Consider the following 25,455-nt stretch of genomic DNA (forward strand, 5'->3'; position numbering starts at 1 on the left):
GCAATCACAATTAATAAATGGATATAGATTATGGACAAGCTCATAAAATCACTCATCACACTTGCTTTAACATTATTTGTAATAGGTTGCTCGTCAACAGGAACAATTGATTACATGGTTGCAGGTGTCGGCACCAAAAATGGCAATGCAATTTGGGGCCGCTCAATAGTATTTGATGATGAGTGGGGGATCCCTTCCGGTGCAATAGAATGCTGTTACGCACAAGCTGGTGGTACGGTAAGTGTTTACGATAAAAAATTCCCAGAAAAAGTAGCCGTTGAATGGTTAGATAAGTCAGAAAATAGAATTTACTTTGGTGAAGTGGCAATAGATAAAAATGGTTATAGGTTAGCTAAAAATTTACCTTCATACACAGCGCATACAGGTAAGGTTTTTAAAGATGTAAAACCATATTTAATAGTCGGTATGGGTGAATCAGGTGAGATAAAGGTTTGGATTTCAAATACACCATCAGCGGGGTTTACAGGTCGCGTATTACACGAGCTTGGTTCAGGACAAGCCCAATGGCGTGAGAATAAGTAGTAAAGCCACTACCCTAAGCTTATGTTCTATAAAGTATTCGCAGAGGCAGCCCGTAGCTCATGACCCAGAAGAAGACGCTGAATTCACCACTAAAAACCACAGCTCGCGCTTTGTTATAATCAGCCTGCGCAAGCAGAGCTCAGCACACAATGGCAATCACAATTAATAAATGGATATAGACTATGGACAAACTCATAAAATTACTTATCACACTCGCTTTAATATTATTCGCTGTAGGATGTTCGTCAACAGGTAAAATTGATTACATGGTCGCAGGTGTCGGCACCGAAAATGGCAATGCAATTTGGGGGCGCTCTGTGGTATTTGATGATGAATGGGGAATACCGTCAGGGGCAATTGGGTGCTGCTATGGTGAAACTAGAGCGACGGTAAGTGTTTACGATCAAAAATTCCCAGAAAAAGTCGCGGTTGAATGGTTAGATAAGTCAGAAAATAGAATTTACTTTGGTGAAGTGGCAATAGATAAAAATGGTTATAGGTTAGCTAAAAATTTACCTTCATACACAGCGCATACAGGTAAGGTTTTTAAAGATGTAAAACCATATTTAATAGTCGGTATGGGTGAATCAGGTGAGATAAAGGTTTGGGTTTCAAATACACCATCCGCTGGGTTTACAGGTCGCGTATTACACGAGCTTGGCTCAGGGCAAGCCCAGTGGCGTGAGAATAAGTAGCAGAGCCACAGCCCTAACATTCTCTAAATTATGAGTAGAGGCGGCCCGTAGCTTTGGCCCACAAAGTGATGCGAGACAAGCTTTATAAAAAGATTATAAGCATCATAGGTGCTTAATATCAGGCATTACTTTGCAACAATGCCTTTTCTGAATCGATTTTAATTTCAACACCACTCCCATTTTAAGATAATCGGATATATAAATAACTTTTAAATTTAAGTATCGAGTCTGAGCCCTGTGTCTTGTTTAATTTTTTCGATCACCATATAAGTGTGGTGCGTACCAACACCCGGTATATCGACTAAATCACCAAGCACTTGACGGTATTCATCCATATCCGAAACCCGAATCTTTAATAGGTAATCATAGCCACCAGCAACCATGTCGCACTCAACCACTTGCTTTATTTTTAAAATATGTTCACGGAACACTTTAAATACCGCAGTATTTGACGTCACTAACGACACTTGCACATGCGCGACTAAGCTTTGATTAAGTTTGGCTTCGCTCAACTTGGCAAAGTAACCTTCGATGTAACCTTCTTGTTCAAGCCGTTTTACTCGATCAAGACACGGGCTGGGACTTAAGTTAACCTGCTTTGCGAGGTTAACATTAGATATTCTGCCGTTTTTTTGCAGAACGTCTAAAATTGCTAAATCGATACGATCGAGCATGCGTAATCTATTCGGACTTGTCATAACAGAATTTTATGCGGATAAGTTTAAGGTATGCCCTGTAAATTATCGTAAAACGCTAAATTTAACCAGCATATTCTGCTGGATTTTAATTAGAATGCACGCATTACGTACATAAAAATCGGGCAGCGAAATTTTTTAGCTGCAAGACTCCATACACCAGAGGGTTGCTTATGTTATTTGACGGCGATTTGACAACAACGTGTCCAATCAGACAAAAAATCCGTGACTTTTATCGCATTGACGAAAATGCTGTAATTGATCATATTTTACCGCTTGCTGAAGTTGGCGTAAAAGCCCGCAGCCGTGCTTGGGAACGTGCTCGCCAGATAGTTCACACTATTCGTCGCGATCAAGATGGTCAAAGCGGTGTTGATGCGCTACTTAATGAGTTCTCTCTCTCTAGTGAAGAAGGCGTGGTATTGATGTGCTTAGCTGAAGCATTACTTCGCGTGCCAGATAAAGCCACTCAAGACACGCTAATTCGCGATAAGTTAGCCAAAGGCGACTGGAGCTCTCACTTAGGCAGCAGCGACTCACTATTCGTTAATGCGTCATCTTGGGGTCTATTAGTGACCGGTAAAATGGTTAACTACACTGATAAAACCAAAGAACAGCAGTTTGGTGTACTGAAAAAAACCATTGGTCGTTTAGGCGAGCCGGTTATTCGTAAGTCAGTAAACTTTGCCATGAAGATCATGGGTAAGCAGTTTGTTATGGGTCGTACAATTAACGAAGCCATCGAACGCGCTGCAGAAAAAGAGCAAAAAGGCTATGTATATTCATACGATATGCTTGGCGAAGGCGCTCGCACCATGAAAGATGCACAGCGTTATTTCAATAGCTATATGAATGCGATTCATGCTATCGGTAAAGCGGCAAATGGCCGTGGCCCAATTAAGAGCCCTGGTATTTCAGTGAAGCTGTCTGCGATTCATCCTCGCTATGAGTTTACTCATAAAGAACGTGTCATGAACGAAATTGTGCCTAAGCTTAAAGAGCTGGCCATGGCAGCTAAAAGCTACGATATTGGCTTTACTGTTGATGCTGAAGAAGCGGATCGTCTTGATATTTCACTTGATGTAATCGAAGCAGTATTTAGTGATGATGACCTAGCTGGTTGGCATGGTTTTGGTTTAGCTGTGCAAGCGTATCAAAAACGCGCAATTTTTGTGATTGAATGGTTAACTGAGCTTGCCAGCCGTGTTGGTCGTAAAATGATGGTGCGTTTAGTTAAAGGTGCCTACTGGGATACCGAAATCAAAACCACACAACAAGATGGTTTAGAGCACTTCCCAGTATTTACTCGTAAGGCAACCACCGACGTATCTTACAAAGCATGTGCTATCAAAATGCTAGAAGCGCGTGATGTACTTTATCCACAGTTTGCAACCCACAATGCCTACACTGCGGCAACAATTTTAGAAGTTGCTAAAGGTGATAACCAAGGTTTTGAATTCCAACGCCTGCACGGTATGGGTGAATCATTATTCGACCAAATCGTAACTGAAGAAAAAATTCAGTGTCGTGTTTATGCCCCTGTAGGTCAGCACGAAGATTTATTGGCTTATCTAGTGCGTCGTTTACTTGAAAACGGTGCTAACTCATCGTTTGTTAACGCCATTGTAGATACCACGAAACCTGTTGAATCGTTATTACCGGATCCGGTAGAAACACTGCAAGGTTTGCGTAACAAGTACAACACGCAAATTAAGATGCCGATTGATTTATACGGCGCTGAACGTGCTAACTCAAAAGGTATGGATTTAACCGATATCAATGTGATCACGCCATTCAAGGAAAATCTTGATAACTGGTTTGCAGAGCACCGTATTAGTGAAAGCGATATTCCTGAAGGTTCAATTGCAGTTAAAAACCCAGCCAATCATCAAGAGATCATCGGTCATATCAAGCTACAAAATAGCGATGATATGCTCACTCTACTAAGCAATGCAGAAACCGCCTTTGAATCGTGGTCACAAACGCCAGTTAAAGAGCGCGCAAACCTATTACGCCGTATTGCTGATATTCTAGAACGTCATCACGACGAGCTTGTGGCTATCTGTATCAAAGAAGCCGGCAAAGTAGCACAAGATGGTATTGACGAAGTACGTGAAGCGGTTGATTTTTGTCGTTACTACGCAGCTCGCGCCGAAGAGCTAAGTGAAGATGAGCGCTTTGAAGCCCGTGGTGTGATTTTATGTATCAGTCCATGGAACTTCCCATTAGCAATCTTCTTAGGTCAAGTTGCTGCAGCAATCGTAACTGGTAACACTGTTATTGCTAAACCAGCTGAACAAACTAGCTATATTGCGCTGCGCACTATTGAGCTTATGTTATCTGTTGGTTTACCAGAGCATGTGGTACAGCCTGTTATTGCGCGCGGTAGTGAAGTAGGTAAAACTATTGTTCCTGATGAGCGCATTCAAGCGGTTATGTTCACAGGCTCAACTGAGACCGGTACCATCATTTCACAAACACTTGCTGCACGTAATGATATTCAAGTACCGTTGATTGCCGAAACCGGCGGTCAGAACTGTATGATCGTAGATTCAACAGCATTGCCTGAGCAAGTCGTTGACGATGTGATTAGCTCTGGTTTCCAAAGTGCTGGTCAACGTTGTTCTGCACTGCGTGTATTGTTCATTCAAGAAGATATCGCAGATAGCGTAATTGAAATGATCAAAGGCGCGTTAAAAGAGCTACACATTGGCGATCCATCATTACTATCAACCGATATCGGCCCTGTAATTGATGAAAAAGCCTTGAAGAACTTAAACGAACACGTTGAGTACTTAAAAGGCAACGCAACACTGCATTATGAGTGTGATATTCCAGATAATAGCGAAAACGGAGCGTATTTCTTTGCGCCACGTTTATATGAAATCAAAGATCTATCTGTACTGAAACGTGAAGTATTTGGCCCATGTGTACATATCATTCGCTTTAAAGGCACAGAACTTGATAACGTGATTGACCAAATAAATAACACTGGGTTTGGTTTAACCATGGGTATCCATTCACGCATCGAAGAGCGTTGTGAATACTTAGCAAAAATGTCGCGTGCCGGGAACGTCTACGTTAACCGTAATATGATTGGCGCGATTGTTGGCGTACAACCGTTTGGTGGTCGTGGTTTATCTGGCACCGGACCTAAAGCAGGTGGTCCTAACTACTTAACTCGTTTAGTTAAAGAAAAAGCATCACCTGAAAACGTGCAAATGACTAACTTAACACCAGACGAGCTTGACACTCACCACTATTCAGGTGCTGCTGAGCAAGTCGAGAAGTTAATGGCAAACTCAATGCGTGATGAAAAAATTTGGCGCGCAACCCCACTGAACGATCGTGTTTCAGCGGTACGTCAGTTATTAGCTAAAGTTGCCACAGTCGATATTATTGACGAGTTAGCCGACGATTTAGCATTAACACTTGCCGATGCTCGTGCCCAACTTAATCGCCTTGAAAAGCACATGCGTAAGTTTACTACTTTGCCGGGGCCAACAGGTGAATCAAACACCCTTCACCTTGAAGCGCGTGGCTGTGTTGTATGTTATGCCGATAAGAGTACCTCGTTTAACTTCTGGGCTATTTCGATCATCACCGCACTTGCTGCAGGTAATACCGTGATCACCGTAGCGTCGGAGTTATTTTATGACGAAGCGGTGGCCTTTAAAGATAAGTTTATCTCAACAGGTATTGCTGAAGGGGTATTCCAAGTAGCTAAACCGAATCAGTTACAAGCTATTTTGGCGCACCCTCATTTAGCAGGTGCTGTTGTTGCATCGCGCTCATCACGCTTAGGCTACTTCAGTCAACAGCTAGCGCAACGTAAAGGAGCTATCTTGCCAGTGATCAGTGCTGAGTACTACGACACGCTAATCAAGCGCTTATTAACAGAAAAGACCATTAGTATTGATACAACTGCTTCAGGCGGTAATACATCACTAATGACTTTAGTTGAAGATGACGAGTAGAGTTTAAGTAGATATTAACAAAGGGCGCTAATTAGCGCCCTTTTTACTACTTATCCAGTAAGAATTTTGCTAACTTTGTAGTATGTTATTTATTATGAAGTAAACACATTGAAAATTATCCCAATCGATCAGCTTATACCAGGTATGTTTGTACATAGCGTAACTAAACAAACGGGTAAAATTAAAATCAAAAACCAAGGTTGGGTAAAAACGCAAGCTGGCGTACAGCAACTTATAAAAGCCGGTATCTTAGAAGTTGAAATTGATCCTGATAAAACCATCGTTGAACTCACTCCTACTGCCACAACAAACGATATAAAGGTTGAACCGCCTAAACAACGTGATCCTTGGTCTACAACACATAGTGTTGAGCAAGAGATGGACAAAGCATTTAAGCTCTACAGCGAAGCAAAACAACTGCAAAGCAAAGCATTTACCGATATAAAAGCCGGTAACACTATAGATATTACCCCCTTTAAGGAATTAGCTAGCGGCTTTATTGATTCGGTATTTCGTAATCAAGATGCGCTAGCATGCATCACCCGTATGCGTGAAAAAGACGCCTACCTACTAGAACACTCGATCAACGTCTCGATCTTAATCAGTATTTTTGCCAAACACTTAGGTTTTGAACGAGCGCTTATTGAAGAACTTGCCACCGGTGCGCTGTTACATGATATTGGTAAAATTCAGATACCGGATGACATTCTTAATAAGCCGGGTAAGTTAACCGATCAAGAATATAAAGTGATTCAGGATCATGCGCGTTTTAGTAAAGAAATTTTAGAAAAAGCGGGCCTTAAAGGCATTGCCGTCGATATTGCAGGCTTTCATCATGAGCGACTAGATGGCACGGGTTACCCGTTTGGCAAGCGAGCTGATGAAATAAGCCAGTACGTGCGTATGGCATCGATTGTTGATGTCTATGATGCACTTACCGCTGAGCGTGTTTATAAGGCCGGCATGGAGCCAATCAAGGCCTTTAAAATACTCAAAGATGGTTGTCCAGATAGCTTTGATGGCGAGTTACTGACTAAATTTATTCAGTGTATTGGCGTTCATCCAGTTGGCACGTTAGTTAAACTGTCGAGTCAAAAAGTCGGCCTAGTGACCAAAAGCAACCCTAGCAGCCCTCTTAAACCTCAAGTGAAAACTTTTTACAATGCAAAACACGCTCACTATACGCAAGTTCAAGATATAGATCTGGCGCATAACCGAAATCAAGATTCGTTAGAATCCGCCATTAAACCAGCGGATTTCAACATTGATTTAATTAGATTTTTCAAAAATTCAATTTTGCCGTAATGATCACCGAAAACAAAATAGGCCTGCGCGAAGTAGCTATATAATCGTCACTCGGGCCAATCTTGCAGCGCTTTTAAGCTAAATTCATAATCATCAAAACTCAGCACCGTTTGCTCTGGAGTGATCTCTAATACTCTTAAGTCCCCAATGCTATCTCCCTCATATAACTCCCGATTATTGAGCTTTACCCAACGTTTATCAGGTGATGATGAGTAAATATGCGCTTGGTATTTAATTTCTGGCATCAATGCCAACAAAGCATCAGGTAGTAACTCAATCGGCTCAGCATAAGATGAATTTTTAGTGCCTTGCGTTACTTGATGAGATTGGGTGCTTTGAGTATCTTCGATAGCGCGAGCAAAGGCGTTTTTAAGCGCCGTTGGCACAGTTTCAAGTTCTTCATCGCTGACAGTTGCCTCCGGCTTTGATTTCTCACTAGTCGGTTCGCCAATAGGCTTCCCCAATACTTTGTATTTACTCATATCGATATTGCTAGCGCTATTGTTAATCATTGGCTGCATTTGCACTGCATTAGGATTATATTGCTGCTGAGGCGCTGCATATACTTGCTGATAACCATTAGGTGTTTGCACCAGCATTGGCTGACCTTGCGGATAAGCTGGTGCAGTATTTACTGGCACTTGCACCCACTGATATTGCCCTGCTGCTTGTTGGTATTGCTGAGGTTGAACAAATTGCGGCTGAGACATCGGCTGCGTGCTGGCAACTTGGGCTGGGCTAGTTTGTACTGGATTTGTTTGCACCGGTATCGATTGCTCAGGCTTCACTGTGGCAGGTACAGGTGTTTTGTCATCAGCAGGCTCCACTGATTGATCCTGAACAGTCGTTACCACTTGTTCAGGGGTATTAAAATGATTTTTTTGTAACCATTTACCAATTGAAAACCCTGCCATTAAGGTCAGTAAAAAAGCAACCAACAAGCCAAGCGAAATCGCAATAAAACGATAGCGCTGCAGTTCTTGCTGCTGTTTTAATTGCTCAGCGTTTCTGTCATGTGCTGACGCTTCATCATGTTGTTCTGATTGTTTTAAGGCATCTAATAAATACGACATATATGACCATTAATTAAAGAATAAACGACAAACCAATACCCAGACTGAGCACAGTTAAAAATGCCAACGGATAGAGCCAATTAAACGACGACTGCTGCTCTATACTAACGGAACTTAATGCACTCGGCGGTAACGCTTCTTGTGCTGAGCGCATTACTATATCACTATCAATCATCGTTAGCTGCTTAGAAAAAGCGCCCATTAAACAGCGTTCACATAATAAGTTTACTAAACGCGGAATACCTGCAGTAACTAAGTGAATCGTTTTTAACGCATCATTTGAGAATAGTCCCCGATCACAACCTGCAACATACAAACGATGCTTAACGTAAGCAAAAGTTTGTCCTTCAGTTAACGGTAGTAAATGATAACGAGCAGTGATCCGCTGTGCTAACTGACGCAACTCATTACGCTTTAATAAAGCCTGTAATTCTGGCTGACCAACCAATACTATTTGTAGTAATTTTTTATGGTTTGTTTCTATGTTAGTTAATAAACGAAGCTGTTCTAGCACGTCAGGGGCTAAAAGCTGAGCTTCATCAATAATCAAAATAGTGTGGCCACCTGCTTGATGATTCGCTTCAAGATGCTTTTTAATTGCATCTGTTAAGGTTTTTAACGTCGCATTTTGCTCGTCATAAACAATATGAAATTCATCGCAAATACTCGCTAACAGTTCCAATTGTGACAGTGCTGGATTATGGATCAACGCCACTTGTGTGTTTTCAGGTAACTGCTCTTGCAAACTGCGGGTTAAGGTCGTTTTCCCTGTTCCCACCTCACCGGTTAACAATACAAACCCACCGGCTTCACCTAAGCCATAAGTTAAATGCGCCAACGCTTCTTTATGGCGTTCGCTTAAAAATAAGTACTGTGGATTTGGCGCGATTGAAAACGGTTTCTCTGACAAGCCAAAATAGCTTAAATACACCCTAAATTTCCTTACTGATTAAATCACGGCCTATAATGGCAAAAAAACAGCGTAAGTGAAAACCTTGTTAGCGTTTTATTAGTTAAATAACGTAAAATAGTTTGCACAGTTAATATTCAGGGGAAATTATGCAAGTTTATTTGGTCGGTGGAGCAGTTCGTGATGAGCTATTAGGGCGAATCATCAAAGAACGCGATTATGTGGTGGTCGGTGCAACTCCTGAGCAACTGATCAAACAAGGCTATCAACAAGTTGGTAAAGACTTTCCCGTTTTTTTACACCCAAAAACTAAAGAAGAATACGCACTAGCTCGTACCGAGCGAAAACAAGGCCAAGGTTACACGGGCTTTGTCTGCGAGTTTTCAGCAGATGTTACCTTAGAAGACGACTTACGCCGCCGCGATTTAACCGTTAACGCTATTGCAAAAGCACAAGATGGCAACTTAATTGACCCTTATGGCGGCAAGCAAGATTTAGACAACCGCATTTTGCGCCATGTATCTGACGCATTTAGCGAGGATCCACTACGCATATTACGCGTTGCCCGTTTTGCAGCTCGTTATCATTATCTTGGTTTTACGATTGCCGAAGAAACCCAGCAATTGCTAACACAGATGATCAACCAAGGAGAGTTACAAACACTCACCGCAGAACGCATTTGGCTAGAATGTGAAAAATCATTAACGGATGGCGCATTTGCTGAGTTCTTGAATATTTTAGCGCAGTTAGGCGCGCTTAGTGCAATCAGCCCTGCCTTAGCAGGTAACTGGAGCGATGAGTTATATCAACAACTAAAAAACCGTTACGCTTACGCACAAAGCCAAAATATAACCGATCAGGCATTATTGTTTGTACAAGCCACTGCATCATTGACGCAAGAAGAGATTAAAATTCTCAGTCAAACTATTCGTTTACCAAATGACGTACGCGACTTAGCATTACAACTTAATACCCACCAAGCAACCTTAACTAGCCAAACAATCACCGCAGAGCAACTACTCAGTTGCTGCAATCAACTCGATTTATGGCGCCGCCCTGAACGGTTCGAGGCAGTTCTAAAAGCCGTTGAGATTAACCAAGCAGCATCACTGGCTAATCAAAAATTATTATTAACAGCAACCAAAGCAGCTAAAGCAATTAACCCGCAGCAATTTATTACGCAAGGCATTAAGGGCGCAGCAATAAAAACCGCGCTAGAACAAGCGCGGTTAGAGGTATTTCAGCAGTATTTTTAAACGGCGATGTTACTTTTCATAGCGCACTAAGCGTAAATAAACGAACGACTCTTTATCGTGCAAACTGTTAAGACCTCTGTCAAAGGTGTATACCCAAGCTGAAGTTTTATCGCCAATACCTGATGTACTAGTCCAATAGTTCTCACTTAAATTGCCCAAAAACACGGTCTCATTAATACTAGGGGTTACACAGCTATGTTCTAAAATACTGGCAAGCTCTTTATTATTAGGTACTTGCCAATCTTTATAAGCACCTGTGCGGTCGTTTACCGCAGCTCTTAATGCTTCTTGCCAATTAACTTTCACAATGCTGTTTAAACAGCTATTGGTTGTTAGGTCATAGCTTTGTCCATAACTACAGGTTTGCCACATAAGTCCGGTGATATTATCACTCACCGTACCATCGGTGTGCATTGTAAAACGCGCTGTAGCCGTTGTTTGTGTTACACCTTCATAACAGGTCTGCACAGCCATTGCTGCAGGGCTTGCTAACAATAAGCCAATTAATAATGATTTCATTGTGTTGCTCCTGCGGTTCTGACTAAGCGCACAAACGCGGTATCACTTTTAGGATATGCCAAATCATTGCCGTCGCTCATATCAAAAATATACGCTTGTGATAAGCTAGTCCCATCTACCGCAGTTTGTGAGGTCCAATAAATTAGTCCATCCGCTAATAAGTTACTATTAGGCGTATTAGGAAAGTAATTCTCATCGAGCAATATTGATTGTCCATGCTTGCCATAATTAAGTAGCGTTAATAGCTCTGTGTAGCTAGGTACTCGCCAGTTAGTACCGCCACAGTAATCAAGAGCATTTACTTCATTAACATACACTTGTAAGTTACAATTATTATTACTTGGGCAAGTGCTGTTTGGCGTGCCAAGGCTACTCCCCGTTTGCACACCATCTTCACTAGTTAAATACCAAGTATAATGATTTTGTCCTTCACGCAACGCCGTATTTGGTAAAGTGCCTGTATTAGGGCTTTTTACTTCCCAAATCAAACCCGTAACGTTATCGCGAATACAACTAAAATTAGCGGCGCTATCTAATAATTCATCGGCAAACTGGTTAAGTTTTGTAAAATCAAAAGCCTGCTCACCTTTACCCACTTTCTCGATATGCGAGCCAACCCCACTATCGCGGCCAACAGAAGCATCTTGACGCGGAAAATCAGGACTTGTACAGGCTATTTCTTGGGTGTTGTTGTAGCATTTGCTCATCCCAGTATCATTGATAAGACCAAGCGGTTTAGAATTAACCACAATATCAACACTATCTTTATCAGTGCGACCTTTACTATCAGTCACGGTTACTTCAAAAGTATGGGTGTTGACCGCTTCGGTTGCCGGTGCTGTGAAAGAAGTAATACATTGCTGCTGGTTATCAAGCACCGCTGTGCCAGCTGTTTGCTGCCAGTAGCATTTAAAGGTGTCTGTTACTGTTTCGGAATCTGTAGCATCTAAGGTCACTTTTTCCAGCTCAATAACACTTTGATCAATACCAGCATTAGCAATAATGACTTCACTGGTTTTGTTTAAGGTATGAGAATACTGCGAGCTCGACTCGCCCCCCTCATCATCGACAACCGTTAACAGCCAAGTGATCTGCGTGTTGGTATCAAGTAACGGATGAGTGAAACTAATTGTTGCATTGCTATTACTATCTACAGCGAGCGTTGGCCCTGTAATTTGTTGCCAGTTATAGCTATTAATTTGGCCATTTTCATCCGGATCAACTGAACTGGCGCCACTTAAGGTAATTATATCTTTATAATCTGAAGGCAATGTTTCGGGTGCAGTTTGAGTGACAATGACTTGAGGAAGCTGATTATTTGACTCAATTTCGATCAGTAAGTCATCACTAACTAATTGGCCATCGGTGGTTTGATAACTAACACGCAGTAATAGCTCGCTGTTTGCTTTAATATCAGGGGCAGTAATGGTTTGTAGTGCACCAGTGAGGGGAAAGCCGGCAATAATTGGTCCACTTACTCGCTGCCAGGTAAAGGTACCATCAGCAGGCGACCCTTTGGCCTCAATAGTAAATTCACTTTTTTCAATAATGCGCTGATCATCGCCAGCAAATACGGATGCTGCGACTACGGGATTATCGTTGCCGCCTCCGCCACCACCGCATGCTGTCAATACAGCAAACAACGGTAAAACCATTAAAGGGGATTTCATGCACTGATTCCTCATTTAAAACTGAAATTACGTAGCTTTTATATTAATAGCCACGCCAATCAATAAATTAAGCAACAACAATGCCAGATACAAAAAGAGGATGTTATAAATAGCTATCTTGGTGAATACGGACAAATAACTTTGTGCCTATTTTACTATAATCGACCTTATACTCACGACCATCTAACGCCTGAATGAACAGTAAGCGCTTCTCTTCTCCAAATACGTCAGCACTACCTATGTAAACCATTTCTAAATAGCGCTCTTTAGCTTCACGACGATTTTTTGGCAACTCTTCCTTAAATGGCTCTAAACCATGTTGAGTTACCTTGATTTTTGGGTGTATTTCAGAATTCACGATCACTAAATCGAGTTTTTTATCTTTATGGATTATGGTATTTCTGCCACTTTTAATAAAAGATCTATCTTGACTCATCGCTTCATCCTACTAACTAACGCCTATTTTCAGGCGTCTGTCTCTCTAATTGAGATTCTATAAATACGACTGGGTTATTCCGCCATGCATTTAAGCTATGGCTAAAATCCCAAATACTTCTATCTAATACACTTGCGGGTAACAGTAAATCATATCCTGTTAATTGCCGTAGATGTCGCATCCTATTAGCAAACATGGCTATCAAGCCATTAAAACTGCGACCATTCACAGAAGTGTAATGATTATCTTCAACTAACCATTCTGATGGGCAATTGCCATTTTTGCAATGTTTTTGAATTACTTGCATAAATAAATGCCGTTGTTCGATCAATAATTTACCAGCAATTCTTGGTGCTAATTGTAATAAAAATTCATCAGTGTCATTAAGTTTAATACCTACAGCATTTAACTCAAGCGGTTCAAGTTCTTGTTCTACTTTAGGAATACCACTGCGATTTAGATTTTCTTGCTTCAGACTCCAATAGCCATATTTATGTTGATAAGTAAGTTCTTGTTCTGTAATAACTAAACTGTAATATGGCTCTTGAGTTTTTAAAAAACCAACAAAAATAGCAGCCAAACATAAACTCACTAAAAAAGTTTCGAAAATGCTAATTTCGTCGGGCCGCAGTAAATTAAACAGCATTATAAATATCAGCCCCACCGCACCGACAGTGAGAATTTCGATACCATTGCGCGCACCTTGCGCACGCAATTTTAAAACAGTATTTTTGCGTTTAACCATAACGATAAAAAATAATATAAAAAACGTACATAATTATAGTCCAAATAATCAATTTTCGTATTTTCATACAACGCGGACATTTGCTCGTTAACTTCATAACTCTCTCATATACAAACACAAAACAGGAACAAACAAAAAAATAACTTAACTTTTACGCCTAACCGACAGATTTATGAGATACGCGGCCGCCAATTCACGCTGTAATTTTGTACACTAGAGGCAATTAAATTTCCGGTATTTTTAACAATGTATGCAAAGCAATCTGGCAAAGCGCTATTTCCATTTATTATTACTCTACTTCTGGGGCTATGTGTTTATCTTTATTTACCAAGTAGCCAAGGTGAGCAATCCGACTTCACAGCAAGTGCTACCCAAGTAACCGCTCACACTGTAGCAAGTGAAGAAAATGCAGTCCTCATTGAGGCTATCGGCAGTGCCCGCGCTAATCAAGCAATTTATATAAAAAGCGCACAAAATGATTACGTAACTGACATTTATTTTAAAGACGGTGATTTAGTCAATAAAGGTCAAAAGCTCGTACAATTGCAATCGCAGCAAGAAGAACTCACCGTTAAAGAACTGGCAATTAACTTACGTGAAGAAAAACGTCAACTTGAACGCTTAACTGAGCTTTCTCGCTCTCAAGCAACCGCAAAGTCATTGCTCGAAGAGCAACTTTCTCGCGTTGATGCAACCGAAGCGCAGTTTGAAAATGCTAAAACTAAATTGGCTGAAATGACTATTTTCGCGCCTTTTTCAGGCATTTTAGGTAAGCGTCAAATCTCCGTAGGTGCTTATGTAAATAACAGCACAATTATTACAAGTTTAGATGACATAAGCATAATTAAAGTCGATTTCAAAGTCCCAGAAAAATACCTTGCGCAATTAAACGTTGGCATGAAAGTAATGACCCAAAATGATGCTTACCCTGAAAAAACCTTTACCGGTAAAGTAACACACGTTAGTGCACGAATTGATTCAATCACCCGCAGTGTTGAAGTCACAGCCAGCTTCGCGAATAAAAGTGGTTTATTACGCCCAGGCATGTTGCTCAATACAGCATTACAACTGAGCTCAAATCAAGCGATGATGGTGCCAGAAAAAGCGGTGATCCCACAACAAGATAAACATTATGTTTTTCAAATTGAAGACGGAATAGCCACCAAAGTAGAGGTTCACGTTGCAGGTCGTCACAATGGCTGGGTTGCCATTGATGAAGGTATTAGTAATGGGCAGCAAATTGTTACTGAAGGAATTATTAAAATTCGCTCAGGCAGCAAAGTTACAGTGAAGGGGTAAACTGTGAAAATTACTGATACCAGTGTCAAACGCCCCGTTTTTGCAATTGTAATTAACCTACTGTTACTAACCTTTGGTTTAGTGGCTTTTTCGATGTTACCGCTGCGCGAATATCCTGATATTGAATCACCAATAGTCAGTGTAAGCACTGAATATACGGGTGCCTCAGCCGAGATCATAGAAACAAAAATAACCCAAGTACTGGAAAACCGTATTTCCGGTATCGAAGGTATTAAAAGCATTAATTCATCAAGTAGAAATGGTCGCTCAAATATTACCATTGAATTTAATATCAGCCGTGATATTGATGCCGCATCAAACGATGTCCGCGAACGTGTAGCGCGCGCACTAGATAGCCTCCCTGAGCAAGTACGCCCGCCAGAAGTATCTAAATCTAACAGTGATGAAAGCCCTATTGCTTGGTTTTTACTCAATAGCGACACGATGGATTCATTGCAACTGTCTGATTATGCACAGCGCTTTATTGTCGACCGTTTAGCTGTGGTAGATGGTGTTTCCAATGTGCGTGTTGGTGGTGAACGTAAATATGCCATGAAAATTTGGCTCAATCGCCAAGCAATGGCTGCTCGTGGCATAACCAGTAGTGACATAGAAAACACCCTACGAACTGAAAATGTTGAGCTACCAGCTGGTGAAATTGAATCTATCGACCGTGATTTTACCGTACGAACAGCGCGTAGTTATAAAGAGCAGCGAGACTTTAAAAACTTGGTAATTAAACGTGGTGACGATGGTTACTTAGTTCGTCTTGGTGAAGTTGCTGATGTAAACTTAGAAGCCGCTGACGATGAAAGCTTATTCCGTGGTAATGGCCGCAACATGGTTGGCCTTGGTATTGTTAAACAAGCTAAGGCCAATACACTTACCGTGGTCGATAATGCCCGTGCTGAACTTGAAAAAATCAAACGTAATCTGCCAGAAGGCACCACTATTCAAGACAGCTATGACTCGTCAATATTTATTAAAGAATCGATTAACGAGGTTTACAGTACCTTGGCTATTTCAATGGCTTTGGTGGTATTAATTATCTTCTTATTTTTAGGGAACATTCGCGCTACCTTGATCCCAGCGGTAACAGTCCCAGTTGCGTTGGTTGGTAGCTTTATGTTCTTACTGGCGATGGGTTATTCAATTAACTTATTGACACTACTGGCGCTGGTGCTAGCAATTGGCTTGGTTGTTGATGACGCGATTGTAATGCTAGAAAACATTCACCGGCGTATCGAACTGGGCGAACCGGCCCTACTAGCCGCCTATCGTGGCGCCCGTGAGGTTGGCTTTGCAATTATTGCCACCACCTTAGTGCTGATCTCGGTGTTTGTGCCTTTGGTATTTATGGATGGCCATATCGGCGCATTATTTACCGAGTTTGCGATGGCCGTCAGCGCTGCGGTATTCTTCTCTAGTATTACCGCATTAACACTCTCGCCAGCGTTGTGTTCATTAGTACTTAAACCATCCTCAAAAGAGAGTAAATTCAGCCAATGGATGGACCGTATCTTTAGTAAGATTGAGCAAAGTTATAAAAACTCTTTACGCTCAAATATGACGCGTTCAGGTGGTTTAACGATCACCTTACTGCTGGCTGGTTTTGTTAGTTATTTACTGTTCCAACAAATTCCTTCAGAACTTACGCCAAAAGAAGACCGTGGTACTTTCTTTATCATGATGAGTGGCCCTGAAGGGGCTAGTTATGAAAATAACGCCGCCAACATGGCAAAAATTGAAGAACGTTTAATGCCTTATTCCGAAGCGGGCGAACTAAGTCGAGTGCTGGTACGCGTACCTGGCTGGGGTGGCAGCGGTGGTGTAGCAATTGTTGGTATGGCTGACTGGGATGAACGTAAACGTTCAACTTGGGAAGTAATGGATGAGATCAGTGCAAAAATGACTGAAGTCACCGATGTGCGCGCTTTTGCTATTATGCGCCGTGGTATTGGTGGCGGTGGCTCATCACGGCCCATTGAGTTTGTCCTGCAAGGTAATGATTATGCACAATTAGCTGATTGGCGAGACCGGATCATTGAACGTGCAGAGAAAAACCCAGGACTGGTGCGTATTGACCATGACTACAAAGAAACCTTCCCGCAGTTTTTGATCAGTATCGATAAAAACAAAGCGGCGGATTTAGGGATTTCAGTTTCGGATGTTGGCCGCACCCTTGAAACCATGTTAGGCCAACGCCGTGTTACCACCTTTATTGACCGTGGTGAAGAATACGATGTGATCTTAAAAGGCACCAAAGCTGACTTTGCTGATCCTACTGATATATCAAATATTTACTTAAAATCACGCAGTGATGAACTGGTTCCTCTAGATAGCTTAATTAGCTTGAAAGAAGAAGCCACTGCATCAAGGCTAAATCGTTACAACCGAATGCGTGCTATTACTTTGAGCGCTAACCTCGCCGATGGTTATACCCTTGAAGAAGCGCTTAACTTTTTAAATAAAGTGGCAATGGAAGAAAACGAAATTGATGGCGCCATTGATTATAAAGGTGAATCGCAATTATATTATGAAGGTGCCTCAGCGATGACGTATGTTTTCATTCTAGCGCTTACTGTTACCTTCTTAGTTTTAGCCGCTCAGTTTGAAAGCTTTATGCACCCCTTTGTGATCATGCTCACTGTGCCACTGGGTTTGATGGGCGCAATGTTTGGTTTATGGGTTGCAGGACTAACCATAAACATTTACAGCCAAATAGGCATTGTAATGCTGATTGGTCTTAGTGCTAAGAACGGTATATTGATTGTCGAATTTACCAATCAATTGCGCGATAAAGGCGTAGAGTTTAGTGAAGCTATTTTACAAGCAGCAACCCAAAGATTGCGACCAATTATTATGACCTCTTTGACTACGGTAATGAGTGCGGTGCCACTAGTGCTAGCCTCAGGCCCTGGTGCAGAGAGCCGTATGGTAATTGGTGTAGTGGTGTTTACTGGCGTTATTGTCGCAACCATACTTACGCTATTTGTTGTTCCTGCGGCGTACTATGCGCTGGCTCGCAATACTCAGTCTCCTGAGTTTTTACAACAAAAGCTCAACCAACAAGAAGCTGAAAGGCCGCTAAAAGAGCTTTAATCTCATCGTAGCGTTGCAAACCCATAGCAACGCTACTTTTCACTTCCACACACTTCCCTGCTGTAATTAAATGAAATAATAAACCACCTTGCTCGTTCTTCTGATACGCTAGATCATCCGTGTAATTTAACAGCTTTAAGGAACAACTAATGAGTATAACAAATGAAACAGCAACATTTGGTGGTGGCTGCTTTTGGTGTATTGATGCCGCGTTTAGGCGCGTGAAAGGCGTTTTACAAGTAAGCTCTGGCTATACTGGCGGCAAAACAACTAAGCCTACGTATAAACAAATTTGCACTGGCCTCACCGGCCACGCAGAGGTTGTACAGATTAAGTTTGACAGTAGCCTGATAAGCTACGAAACCTTACTGGCGATGTTTTTTACCCTGCATGATGCCACTCAGCTAAACCGCCAAGGTAATGATATAGGTACCCAATATCGAAGTGTGATTTATTATCATGATAGCGAGCAGCAAGCGCAAACTAATCAATATATTGCAAAATTACAAAGCCAAATACGCGAAGATATCGTCACTGAAGTTAGCCCTGCAACCACTTACTACCCTGCAGAGCAGTATCACCAAGACTACTACAACGAAAACCCTGAGCAACGCTATTGCAGTTTATTGATAGCACCAAAGCTGAAAAAGTTTGAAAAAGACTATAAACAGTTTTTAGTAAACTAAGCAAAGTGCTAAATAAGCATTTTCATCTAAATATAAAAAAGCCCGACAAACAAAGGTGTCGGGCTTTTTTATTTAAGCTAGAACGAGATCAGAACTGGTAGCTTGCGCCAACAAAGAAGCGACGGTCAACTGTATTGTAGTAAAACACTTCGCCAGTTGCATAATCCATACTTGAGTCAACCGCGTTGTATTGCTTATCAAATAAGTTTTCAACACGAGCAGAAAATGAAAGCGCACTGTTAAATTGATAATTTGCAGTTAAGTTCCATAACGTATAAGAACTAAGCTCTGTTACTTTACCTTGACGATCACTACGGTACTGCATATCAAAACCGGCATCAAAATCGCCCCACTGCTTCGCAACAGACCAGTTCACAGTACGTGGTGAAACATAAGTTTGTGCTACACCCGTTTCAGTATTTTCAGCATTTAAATAAGTAAAATTAAACTGATTATCAAAACCAAGTACTGTATTGGCAAAGCTAAACTCAACACCCTCATGGCGTGCTTCATTTATATTTTCTGGCTGCCATTTACCTGCTGCATTAGGTGCCCATGCAATTAGGTTTTCAATATTATTTCTGAATATTGATATATCAAGCTTTGCCTGAGAAAAGTCTAAACTCAAACCTAACTCTTGGTTAGTTGATGTCTCTGGTGCTAAATTTGGATTACCTGGAGATAAAGGGTCAGGAAAATAAAGATCATTAAATGTTGGCGCTTTAAAGCCCGTGCTTTGGCTCAATCTAAGTGTTGCACGCTTATTTAAGTGATAACCAACAGCTGCGGCGTAAGTTGTTTCATTACCAAACTGCTCATCATCATCTAAACGCAATGCTAAATTTGCAATGACTTTATTGTCATCAAAATAGCCCCCAAGAAATGCAGCTTTAGCTACTTTGCTATCCGCTAGATAAGCCTTACCATTGGTATATATTTCATCTTTATACCAATTAAGCCCGCCATTAACGGTTAAAACTTGGCTTGCATTATAACTGCCGTGGTAATCAAATTGTTTACGTTTTGTTTTATAACTATTAGTAACAATCGCACCAGTGTAATCATAGCCTTTGTTGTCAGAATCATCGGTTGCAATAGCAACATTAATTGAGTGCTTATGATCGGTAAAGGATTTATCCCAACCCAGCCCTAGCTGATAATTTTCAAATTCATTATTTTCTACGATACTATCAATAGGCGAGAAAGCATTGTCGTATTGTGCATTACCTTCACTGTATTGACCCAGCGCTTTAAGCTCACCTAACAGCTCATCTGCATAGTGAATATTAAATCCTAAATTTTTGTTCTCATAACCATCTTCATCCGGCGCTACGCCTTGCAATACGTCAAAGCCATCCGTTTTTTCAAACCCAGCATTAAACGACGCTTTAACATCATCAACTACCGTTGTACCTGCAACTTGATAATTTTGATAAGCATCAGTACCAAATGTTGCATCTAGGCTGACGGATTCCTTTGTACGAGTAATAATATTGATCACACCAGCGAGCGCATCAGACCCATAAACTGCAGCACGAGAGCCTTTAACAATTTCAATGCGCTCTATTGAATTAAGAGGAATATTACTAATTGATTTATAACCAAGGGTTGCAGAGCCCGTACGTACGCCATCAACCAAAATAAGTGTATGTCGCGAGCTTGAACCGCGAAGTGACACGCCAGAACTTTGTCCAAAGCCACCATTGGAATTTATTTGAAAACCAACTTGGGTTGCTAGTAAACTCGGTAAATCACGGACATTACTTGTTTCAATATCACTGCGCTCAATAACAGTTACACTGGCAAGTACATCAGTAATTGATTGCTCAAATTTATTAGCGGTAACCGTCAGGCGTTCAATTGATTGCTCTGCAGACACAGAAAAAGACAACGCAGCGGCAATTGCTACGCCTAGAGTAGATTTGTTTAACATGATATCCCCTGACCCGCGCCCACCGCACAAGTGATAGTAAATTGGCTTCAAGGCCGGTCTCCGGACTTAACATAACTCGCTAATAAATTTAGCTAAAAGTATGTATCACCGTTGCGGGGGCAGTGTTGGACTTCGTTTATATCCTATAAACGCCACCAACTTCCCGATTATCTTGCCGTACTTAATCAACAACCTTGAAAAGTAACCACAAGCACCTTGAAAATAGGCCGCTATTGTGATTATTTTAAGCACAAAAGTCAATGGACGGCTATACATCTAAATACTCTAGGTTCTAGGAATAATCATAAGTTCTAAACTAAAAAAGCCAAACTACATTGCTGCAATTTGGCTTTTTCTAGCACCTAGAAACCTAGCTCCTAGCTTTCTAATCTCTAAAGTTTTTAAACTGAAATGGTTGCCCTAAATCAGCACTGCGTACTACTTGCATGGCTTCTTGTAGGTCATCACGTTTTTTGCCCGTTACACGTACTTCTTCGCCTTGGATCGCGGCTTGTACTTTCACTTTAGAGTCTTTAATGGCTTTAACTACTTTTTTAGCCATATCTTTTTCGATACCTTGCTTTAGCGCAACATTACGGTAAACATTTTTTCCCGCACGTGAAATATCTTGCAGCTCTAAACTTGATACGTCCATACCGCGTTTTGATATTTTGCTCGCTAAAATATCAAACAACTGCATAACCTGTGAATCAGCTTCTGCTTTTAGTTTAATGGTTTTATCATTAAGCTCTATTGACGCATCAACGCCTCTAAAATCAAAGCGAGTTTCTAGCTCACGGTTGGCATTATCAACAGCATTTTTTGCTTCGTTCATTTCGACTTCCGAAACAATGTCAAATGAAGGCATAAGTCTCTCCTAGCAAGATATTTTTAATTCAAATTTATATTGTCGATAATTATACTATATAAATTTTATAAATCTTTACACTTTTCTATGCTTTGTTCAGCTGCGATACGAAATTTGTTTGATATACTACGGCTCTATTTTTAAACGATTTAGGATTTTTCGTGACTCGGCGTGTTTATCAAACCCTATTTTTAATCAGTATTCTGGTATTTACCTTTTTGTTTGCCCGCGATTTTAGGGGCGTTGGGGTATCGTCACTGCCTCACCTAGATAAGTTAGTACATTTTACTATTTTCTTTGTTCTGGCAGCCGTCATGGTCAGAGCATTCAAGCTACCTGTATTCGTTCACCTCGTGTTATTAGCATTTTATGGCATTGCTATTGAGCTAATGCAAAGCACAATCCCTTATCGTAGCGCCTCTGTTGCTGATGTTGTTGCTGACTTTTCTGGGGCTGCTAGTTTCTTTTTGTTGTTCGGTATTTATTCTCGTTTTAAAAAGAATCAAAATGGCTAATATATTCGTCGTTGGCGATGGTGCCATTGGGCTGCTCTATAGCCATTATTTGAGTCAACAGCACAGGGTCACCCTACTTACCAAGCATGCTATTGACGAACCTCGTTTTTATCAACAAGCAAACGCGCCAAAACAAACAATTAATTGCCAACTGACAAACCTGACTCAATTATCCGAGCACGGCCAAGTCGATGTTATTATTTTTACTGTTAAAGCATATCAAGTTGCCACCGCATTTAGGCAACTAAAGCCTTTTTTAAGCGCTCAATGCCAATTGATTTTATCTCACAATGGCATGGGTAATGTAGATGAAATAAATAGCGAACTTACAAAACAACAAGGACTATATTTTTTAACAACACGTTTAGCGGGCTACAAAGATACACCTTTTAGTGTGTTGCATACTGGTATCGGGAGCAGCATTTTAGGTGATTGTAACCAGCAAGCAAAAACACAACTCGCTGAAGTTAAAAATCTACTAAACGCTATTCCTGAATTAACAACCACAAATAATATACAACAATTACGCTTTGAAAAATTACTCGTTAATATTGCCATTAATCCACTCAGTGCGCTGCACAATGTGAAAAATGGCGCACTGACTGCACCGCAGTTTAGTGGCATAATTTTAAATATCTTAAACGAAGCGTGTACCGTAGCAAATAAACTAGGTATTAATGTGCGACTTGCTGAAGCATTAGCGAACGCCTATCAAGTGATGAGTGATACCAAAAACAATTACTCATCAATGCATCAAGATATCGCCCATAATCGCATCACAGAAATTGACGCGATGTGCGGTTATATTTGCCAAAAAGGTAATCAACTCGGTATTAATACCCCTCACAATCAATCTTTACTCGATGCTATCAGACATAAAAAAAGCGCGATTTAACTCGCGCTTGTTATTAATAACTATCAACCTTACGGGCGATAAACTTTAACATTAGCAAAGCCATTTTCATGTAAAATAAGCGCCTGTAGCTGACTCATTACACCTTTAGTGCAATATAAGTAGTAGTCTTTGTCTTGCGGTAGGTCTGCAAATTTGGTCGCTAAGCGGAAAAATGGCAAATGCACAACTTCTATCCCATCAATTTCAAGCGGTGCTGCATCTTCTTCTTCCGGCGAGCGAATATCAACAACAACTGCATCAGCTGGTAAATCAGAAACTGACTCGGCCTCTTTTAGCTCTTGTTTAGCTTCAACGTCAATGTCACGAATATCCATAATACGTGCGTTTTCAATAACAGTATTGAGCACATCAAAATCAAACTTTTGCTCTTCAGCTTCTACTACGGCAATTTTAGCTTTAACTGTAGGCTTTTTAGAAATCACACCACAGTATTCCGGCATAGTTTCGGCCATTTCTGCGGTGCCAATTTTACGAGCGATGTTTATAATTTCTTGTTTGTCGTGTTGGATCAGCGGGCGTAATATAAGCGTTTCGGTAACACGGTCAATCACACTTAAGTTGGCTAATGTTTGACTTGAAACTTGGCCTAGACTCTCACCGGTAACGAGCGCTTGAATCCCCATTTTTTCAGCTATTTGGCTGCCTGCACGCATCATCATACGTTTGAGGACTACACCCATTTGACTGTTTTCAACATTTTCTAAAATTTCGGCAACAACGGGGTCAAAGTCAACACTGATAAATTTAACTTTATGGGTTGAGCTAAACTGCTTCCAAATATAATAGCTGGCTTGTTTAACACCAATCTCGTGCGCCGCACCGCCTAAATTGAAGAACAAAAAGTGCGTACGAGCGCCTTTGCGGATCATTTGATAACTAGCAACGCCCGAGTCAAATCCACCTGACATTAACGACAAGACATCTTCTTGCGTTGGTAATGGGAAACCGGCCATACCATGATGGGTGTGCGTTACGACGTAAGCTTTATCATCTTTAATTTCAAGACGAATAGTTACTTCAGGATTTTTCAGTCTTACGCTGGCACCATCGACGTGCTGATTTAAACCACCACCCACATAACGCTCTACATCGGTAGAGGTGAAATCATGCTTACCTTGGCGCTTACAACGTACACAGAATGTTTTGCCCACGACGGTGTGGCCAACCATATCTAACGCTTTTTCGTAAATATCGTGCAGGTTTTCGTAGTTAGTTTCGGTCACTTCAATAAACTGCACAATACCAGGGATCCGTTGTAAGCCATCGATAAAATCAAGGCGCTTTTGTGCGTCATCTGATTTAGTTACGACGGATATATTGTCCCAGTTATTTTGTACTTGTACTTTTTCGTCAAGCTTGCGTAACACAATTTTAATGTTGTTTTCTAACAACTTAGTAAAGCGTTTACGCACAGAGCGGCTTTTAATGGCTATTTCAGGATGGAGTTTGACGATAAATTTAAGCATAGTTTACTCGTTAGACAATATTTAGGATTCACGCACCCACGTGTTGGGCGCGCGATTATAACAAAAAATCTAACGTCTAGGAAATAAACAACCGCTGCGTTTAATTAAACAGGCTCTGCTTGTGCCGCTAATTTACTGTATTTTTCGCGTAACAAGTTAATTTTTGGGATACTTTGCTCGGTACCAAATGCTTTAAAAAGCGCTAACACTTTTAAAATACCATTATAAATATCTTGCTGCATTAACTCACCGCTTAACCGTCTGGCTTTAATGTAAGGAGTCCAAAAACTGACGGTGATTTTTAGCATATGAGCAAGTTCAACGGTATCTTCATCATCAATTGCGATCATCCCACCTTCACGCAGGCCAATCACAATTTCGCGCACTTGACTTAACAAAGCCTCTTGAAACTCAATATAATCTTTTTTCAGTACTTCGTCGCGAGATAAAATGTCACCCAAATTGTCATAGAAAAAATGAAAACGCCACATCAACTCAAACAAAGCATCAAGATACCCAGTTAAGTGTGTTAGTGCTTCATCCTGCTTTTCCATTGGCACAAATTGAGTGTGTAAATGCTTACTATATAATGCAAAAATATGGCGAATAATGTCTTCTTTATTTTTAAAGTGATAATAAAGATTACCGGGACTGATGCCCATATGTGAAGCGATATGGTTGGTTGTGACCGCACGCTCGCCATGTTGGTTAAATAGCATTATGCTGGTTGTAATTATTTTATCCTTGGTACTCATATCCTGCTACTCTGATTATTTTTATTAGAGTAAATGCCCATAATTCACTCAGTATTATTAGCCGCGCAGTATATACAAATATAATCCAATA

Annotated in this window: 21 protein-coding genes and 1 riboswitch; of the genes, 10 read left to right on the forward strand and 11 right to left on the reverse strand. The window is 41.0% G+C overall.

Features of this window, described 5'->3' with window-relative positions:
* The first annotated feature begins 30 nt into the window (after window positions 1–30).
* Window positions 31–543: a DUF2931 family protein gene (locus H5186_RS16755; protein ID WP_182739887.1), complete on the forward strand. Its 513-nt coding sequence runs from the start codon at window positions 31–33 to the stop codon at window positions 541–543.
* Between the two features lie 182 nt (window positions 544–725).
* Window positions 726–1,238: a DUF2931 family protein gene (locus H5186_RS16760; RefSeq protein WP_182794707.1), complete on the forward strand. Its 513-nt coding sequence runs from the start codon at window positions 726–728 to the stop codon at window positions 1,236–1,238.
* Window positions 1,239–1,453: 215 nt separating this feature from the next.
* Here H5186_RS16760 and H5186_RS16765 read toward each other — a convergent pair whose 3' ends face one another.
* The gene (locus H5186_RS16765; protein ID WP_145235173.1) at window positions 1,454–1,936 is read right to left on the reverse strand and encodes a winged helix-turn-helix transcriptional regulator; all 483 of its coding nucleotides are present in this window, start codon (window positions 1,934–1,936) and stop codon (window positions 1,454–1,456) included.
* A 170-nt stretch (window positions 1,937–2,106) separates the two neighbouring features.
* Between H5186_RS16765 and putA the strand changes: the two genes are divergently transcribed.
* Together putA and H5186_RS16775 are read left to right on the forward strand one after the other, a co-directional pair.
* Window positions 2,107–5,910 (forward strand): bifunctional proline dehydrogenase/L-glutamate gamma-semialdehyde dehydrogenase PutA, encoded by a 3,804-nt coding sequence (gene putA, locus H5186_RS16770; protein WP_182718365.1) that lies wholly within the window; start codon window positions 2,107–2,109, stop codon window positions 5,908–5,910.
* Between the two features lie 108 nt (window positions 5,911–6,018).
* A complete protein-coding gene (locus tag H5186_RS16775) occupies window positions 6,019–7,215 on the forward strand; it encodes an HD-GYP domain-containing protein (RefSeq protein ID WP_182739885.1) in 1,197 nt (398 codons plus the stop codon).
* Between the two features lie 47 nt (window positions 7,216–7,262).
* On the opposite strand, the gene H5186_RS16780 is transcribed toward H5186_RS16775, so the two are convergent.
* Both H5186_RS16780 and H5186_RS16785 read right to left on the reverse strand, forming a co-directional pair.
* The gene (locus H5186_RS16780; RefSeq protein WP_182718367.1) at window positions 7,263–8,288 is read right to left on the reverse strand and encodes a general secretion pathway protein GspB; all 1,026 of its coding nucleotides are present in this window, start codon (window positions 8,286–8,288) and stop codon (window positions 7,263–7,265) included.
* Between the two features lie 13 nt (window positions 8,289–8,301).
* The gene (locus tag H5186_RS16785; RefSeq protein ID WP_145235164.1) at window positions 8,302–9,219 is read right to left on the reverse strand and encodes an ExeA family protein; all 918 of its coding nucleotides are present in this window, start codon (window positions 9,217–9,219) and stop codon (window positions 8,302–8,304) included.
* A gap of 128 nt (window positions 9,220–9,347) precedes the next feature.
* Here H5186_RS16785 and H5186_RS16790 point away from each other — a divergent pair, with 128 nt between their 5' ends.
* Entirely contained in the window at window positions 9,348–10,454 is a 1,107-nt protein-coding gene (locus H5186_RS16790) for a tRNA nucleotidyltransferase (RefSeq protein ID WP_182739884.1), read from the forward strand.
* A 9-nt stretch (window positions 10,455–10,463) separates the two neighbouring features.
* Here H5186_RS16790 and H5186_RS16795 read toward each other — a convergent pair whose 3' ends face one another.
* The 4 genes from H5186_RS16795 to H5186_RS16810 form a co-directional block, all read right to left on the reverse strand.
* On the reverse strand, window positions 10,464–10,973 hold the full coding sequence (locus H5186_RS16795) for a DUF1566 domain-containing protein (protein ID WP_182718369.1): 510 nt from the start codon (window positions 10,971–10,973) through the stop codon (window positions 10,464–10,466).
* Window positions 10,970–12,643: a DUF1566 domain-containing protein gene (locus tag H5186_RS16800; RefSeq protein WP_149981363.1), complete on the reverse strand. Its 1,674-nt coding sequence runs from the start codon at window positions 12,641–12,643 to the stop codon at window positions 10,970–10,972. The genes H5186_RS16795 and H5186_RS16800 overlap by 4 nt, the downstream gene beginning before the upstream one ends.
* 103 nt (window positions 12,644–12,746) lie before the next feature.
* Window positions 12,747–13,079, reverse strand: coding sequence for a hypothetical protein (locus H5186_RS16805; RefSeq protein ID WP_149981364.1), 333 nt, complete (start codon window positions 13,077–13,079; stop codon window positions 12,747–12,749).
* Between the two features lie 16 nt (window positions 13,080–13,095).
* Entirely contained in the window at window positions 13,096–13,824 is a 729-nt protein-coding gene (locus tag H5186_RS16810) for a DUF2982 domain-containing protein (RefSeq protein WP_149981365.1), read from the reverse strand.
* A 246-nt stretch (window positions 13,825–14,070) separates the two neighbouring features.
* Here H5186_RS16810 and H5186_RS16815 point away from each other — a divergent pair, with 246 nt between their 5' ends.
* The 3 genes from H5186_RS16815 to msrA all read left to right on the forward strand — a co-directional run bounded on the left by H5186_RS16815 (window position 14,071) and on the right by msrA (window position 18,911).
* Window positions 14,071–15,123 (forward strand): efflux RND transporter periplasmic adaptor subunit, encoded by a 1,053-nt coding sequence (locus H5186_RS16815; RefSeq protein WP_182794708.1) that lies wholly within the window; start codon window positions 14,071–14,073, stop codon window positions 15,121–15,123.
* 3 nt (window positions 15,124–15,126) lie between these two features.
* Window positions 15,127–18,225 (forward strand): efflux RND transporter permease subunit, encoded by a 3,099-nt coding sequence (locus H5186_RS16820; RefSeq protein WP_182794709.1) that lies wholly within the window; start codon window positions 15,127–15,129, stop codon window positions 18,223–18,225.
* Between the two features lie 149 nt (window positions 18,226–18,374).
* Window positions 18,375–18,911, forward strand: a complete 537-nt coding sequence (msrA, locus tag H5186_RS16825; RefSeq protein WP_182761524.1) for a peptide-methionine (S)-S-oxide reductase MsrA — start codon at window positions 18,375–18,377, stop codon at window positions 18,909–18,911.
* Window positions 18,912–18,999: 88 nt separating this feature from the next.
* Here msrA and H5186_RS16830 read toward each other — a convergent pair whose 3' ends face one another.
* Window positions 19,000–20,844, reverse strand: a complete 1,845-nt coding sequence (locus H5186_RS16830) for a TonB-dependent receptor domain-containing protein (protein WP_182794710.1) — start codon at window positions 20,842–20,844, stop codon at window positions 19,000–19,002.
* A 33-nt stretch (window positions 20,845–20,877) separates the two neighbouring features.
* Window positions 20,878–21,056, reverse strand: a riboswitch (cobalamin riboswitch).
* 173 nt (window positions 21,057–21,229) lie between these two features.
* Complete coding sequence (locus H5186_RS16835) at window positions 21,230–21,712, reverse strand: YajQ family cyclic di-GMP-binding protein (protein WP_145235145.1); 483 nt, start codon at window positions 21,710–21,712, stop codon at window positions 21,230–21,232.
* 161 nt (window positions 21,713–21,873) lie between these two features.
* Here H5186_RS16835 and H5186_RS16840 point away from each other — a divergent pair, with 161 nt between their 5' ends.
* Complete coding sequence (locus H5186_RS16840) at window positions 21,874–22,227, forward strand: VanZ family protein (protein WP_149981373.1); 354 nt, start codon at window positions 21,874–21,876, stop codon at window positions 22,225–22,227.
* Window positions 22,220–23,122 carry a ketopantoate reductase family protein gene (locus H5186_RS16845; protein WP_182761522.1) on the forward strand — a complete coding sequence of 301 codons (903 nt, stop codon included), beginning with the start codon at window positions 22,220–22,222 and terminating at the stop codon, window positions 23,120–23,122. Before H5186_RS16840 ends, H5186_RS16845 begins: the two co-directional genes overlap by 8 nt.
* Before the next feature lie 29 nt (window positions 23,123–23,151).
* Here H5186_RS16845 and thiI read toward each other — a convergent pair whose 3' ends face one another.
* Together thiI and H5186_RS16855 are read right to left on the reverse strand one after the other, a co-directional pair.
* Entirely contained in the window at window positions 23,152–24,609 is a 1,458-nt protein-coding gene (gene thiI / locus H5186_RS16850; RefSeq protein ID WP_182794711.1) for a tRNA uracil 4-sulfurtransferase ThiI, read from the reverse strand.
* Window positions 24,610–24,713: 104 nt separating this feature from the next.
* Window positions 24,714–25,364 (reverse strand): TetR/AcrR family transcriptional regulator, encoded by a 651-nt coding sequence (locus H5186_RS16855; RefSeq protein WP_149981376.1) that lies wholly within the window; start codon window positions 25,362–25,364, stop codon window positions 24,714–24,716.
* Window positions 25,365–25,455: the final 91 nt, after the last annotated feature.

The sequence above is a fragment of the Pseudoalteromonas sp. SG41-2 genome (assembly GCF_014164535.1).
GTDB lineage: Bacteria > Pseudomonadota > Gammaproteobacteria > Enterobacterales > Alteromonadaceae > Pseudoalteromonas > Pseudoalteromonas rhizosphaerae.

Coding starts and splice junctions, on each gene's coding strand:
- H5186_RS16755 (WP_182739887.1), top strand. CDS start 31: ATGGACAAGCTCATAAAATCACTCATCACACTTGCTTTAACATTATTT.
- H5186_RS16760 (WP_182794707.1), top strand. CDS start 726: ATGGACAAACTCATAAAATTACTTATCACACTCGCTTTAATATTATTC.
- H5186_RS16765 (WP_145235173.1), bottom strand. CDS start 1,936: ATGACAAGTCCGAATAGATTACGCATGCTCGATCGTATCGATTTAGCA.
- putA (WP_182718365.1), top strand. CDS start 2,107: ATGTTATTTGACGGCGATTTGACAACAACGTGTCCAATCAGACAAAAA.
- H5186_RS16780 (WP_182718367.1), bottom strand. CDS start 8,288: ATGTCGTATTTATTAGATGCCTTAAAACAATCAGAACAACATGATGAA.
- H5186_RS16790 (WP_182739884.1), top strand. CDS start 9,348: ATGCAAGTTTATTTGGTCGGTGGAGCAGTTCGTGATGAGCTATTAGGG.
- H5186_RS16795 (WP_182718369.1), bottom strand. CDS start 10,973: ATGAAATCATTATTAATTGGCTTATTGTTAGCAAGCCCTGCAGCAATG.
- H5186_RS16800 (WP_149981363.1), bottom strand. CDS start 12,643: ATGAAATCCCCTTTAATGGTTTTACCGTTGTTTGCTGTATTGACAGCA.
- H5186_RS16805 (WP_149981364.1), bottom strand. CDS start 13,079: ATGAGTCAAGATAGATCTTTTATTAAAAGTGGCAGAAATACCATAATC.
- H5186_RS16810 (WP_149981365.1), bottom strand. CDS start 13,824: ATGGTTAAACGCAAAAATACTGTTTTAAAATTGCGTGCGCAAGGTGCG.
- H5186_RS16815 (WP_182794708.1), top strand. CDS start 14,071: ATGTATGCAAAGCAATCTGGCAAAGCGCTATTTCCATTTATTATTACT.
- msrA (WP_182761524.1), top strand. CDS start 18,375: ATGAGTATAACAAATGAAACAGCAACATTTGGTGGTGGCTGCTTTTGG.
- H5186_RS16830 (WP_182794710.1), bottom strand. CDS start 20,844: ATGTTAAACAAATCTACTCTAGGCGTAGCAATTGCCGCTGCGTTGTCT.
- H5186_RS16835 (WP_145235145.1), bottom strand. CDS start 21,712: ATGCCTTCATTTGACATTGTTTCGGAAGTCGAAATGAACGAAGCAAAA.
- H5186_RS16845 (WP_182761522.1), top strand. CDS start 22,220: ATGGCTAATATATTCGTCGTTGGCGATGGTGCCATTGGGCTGCTCTAT.
- thiI (WP_182794711.1), bottom strand. CDS start 24,609: ATGCTTAAATTTATCGTCAAACTCCATCCTGAAATAGCCATTAAAAGC.
- H5186_RS16855 (WP_149981376.1), bottom strand. CDS start 25,364: ATGAGTACCAAGGATAAAATAATTACAACCAGCATAATGCTATTTAAC.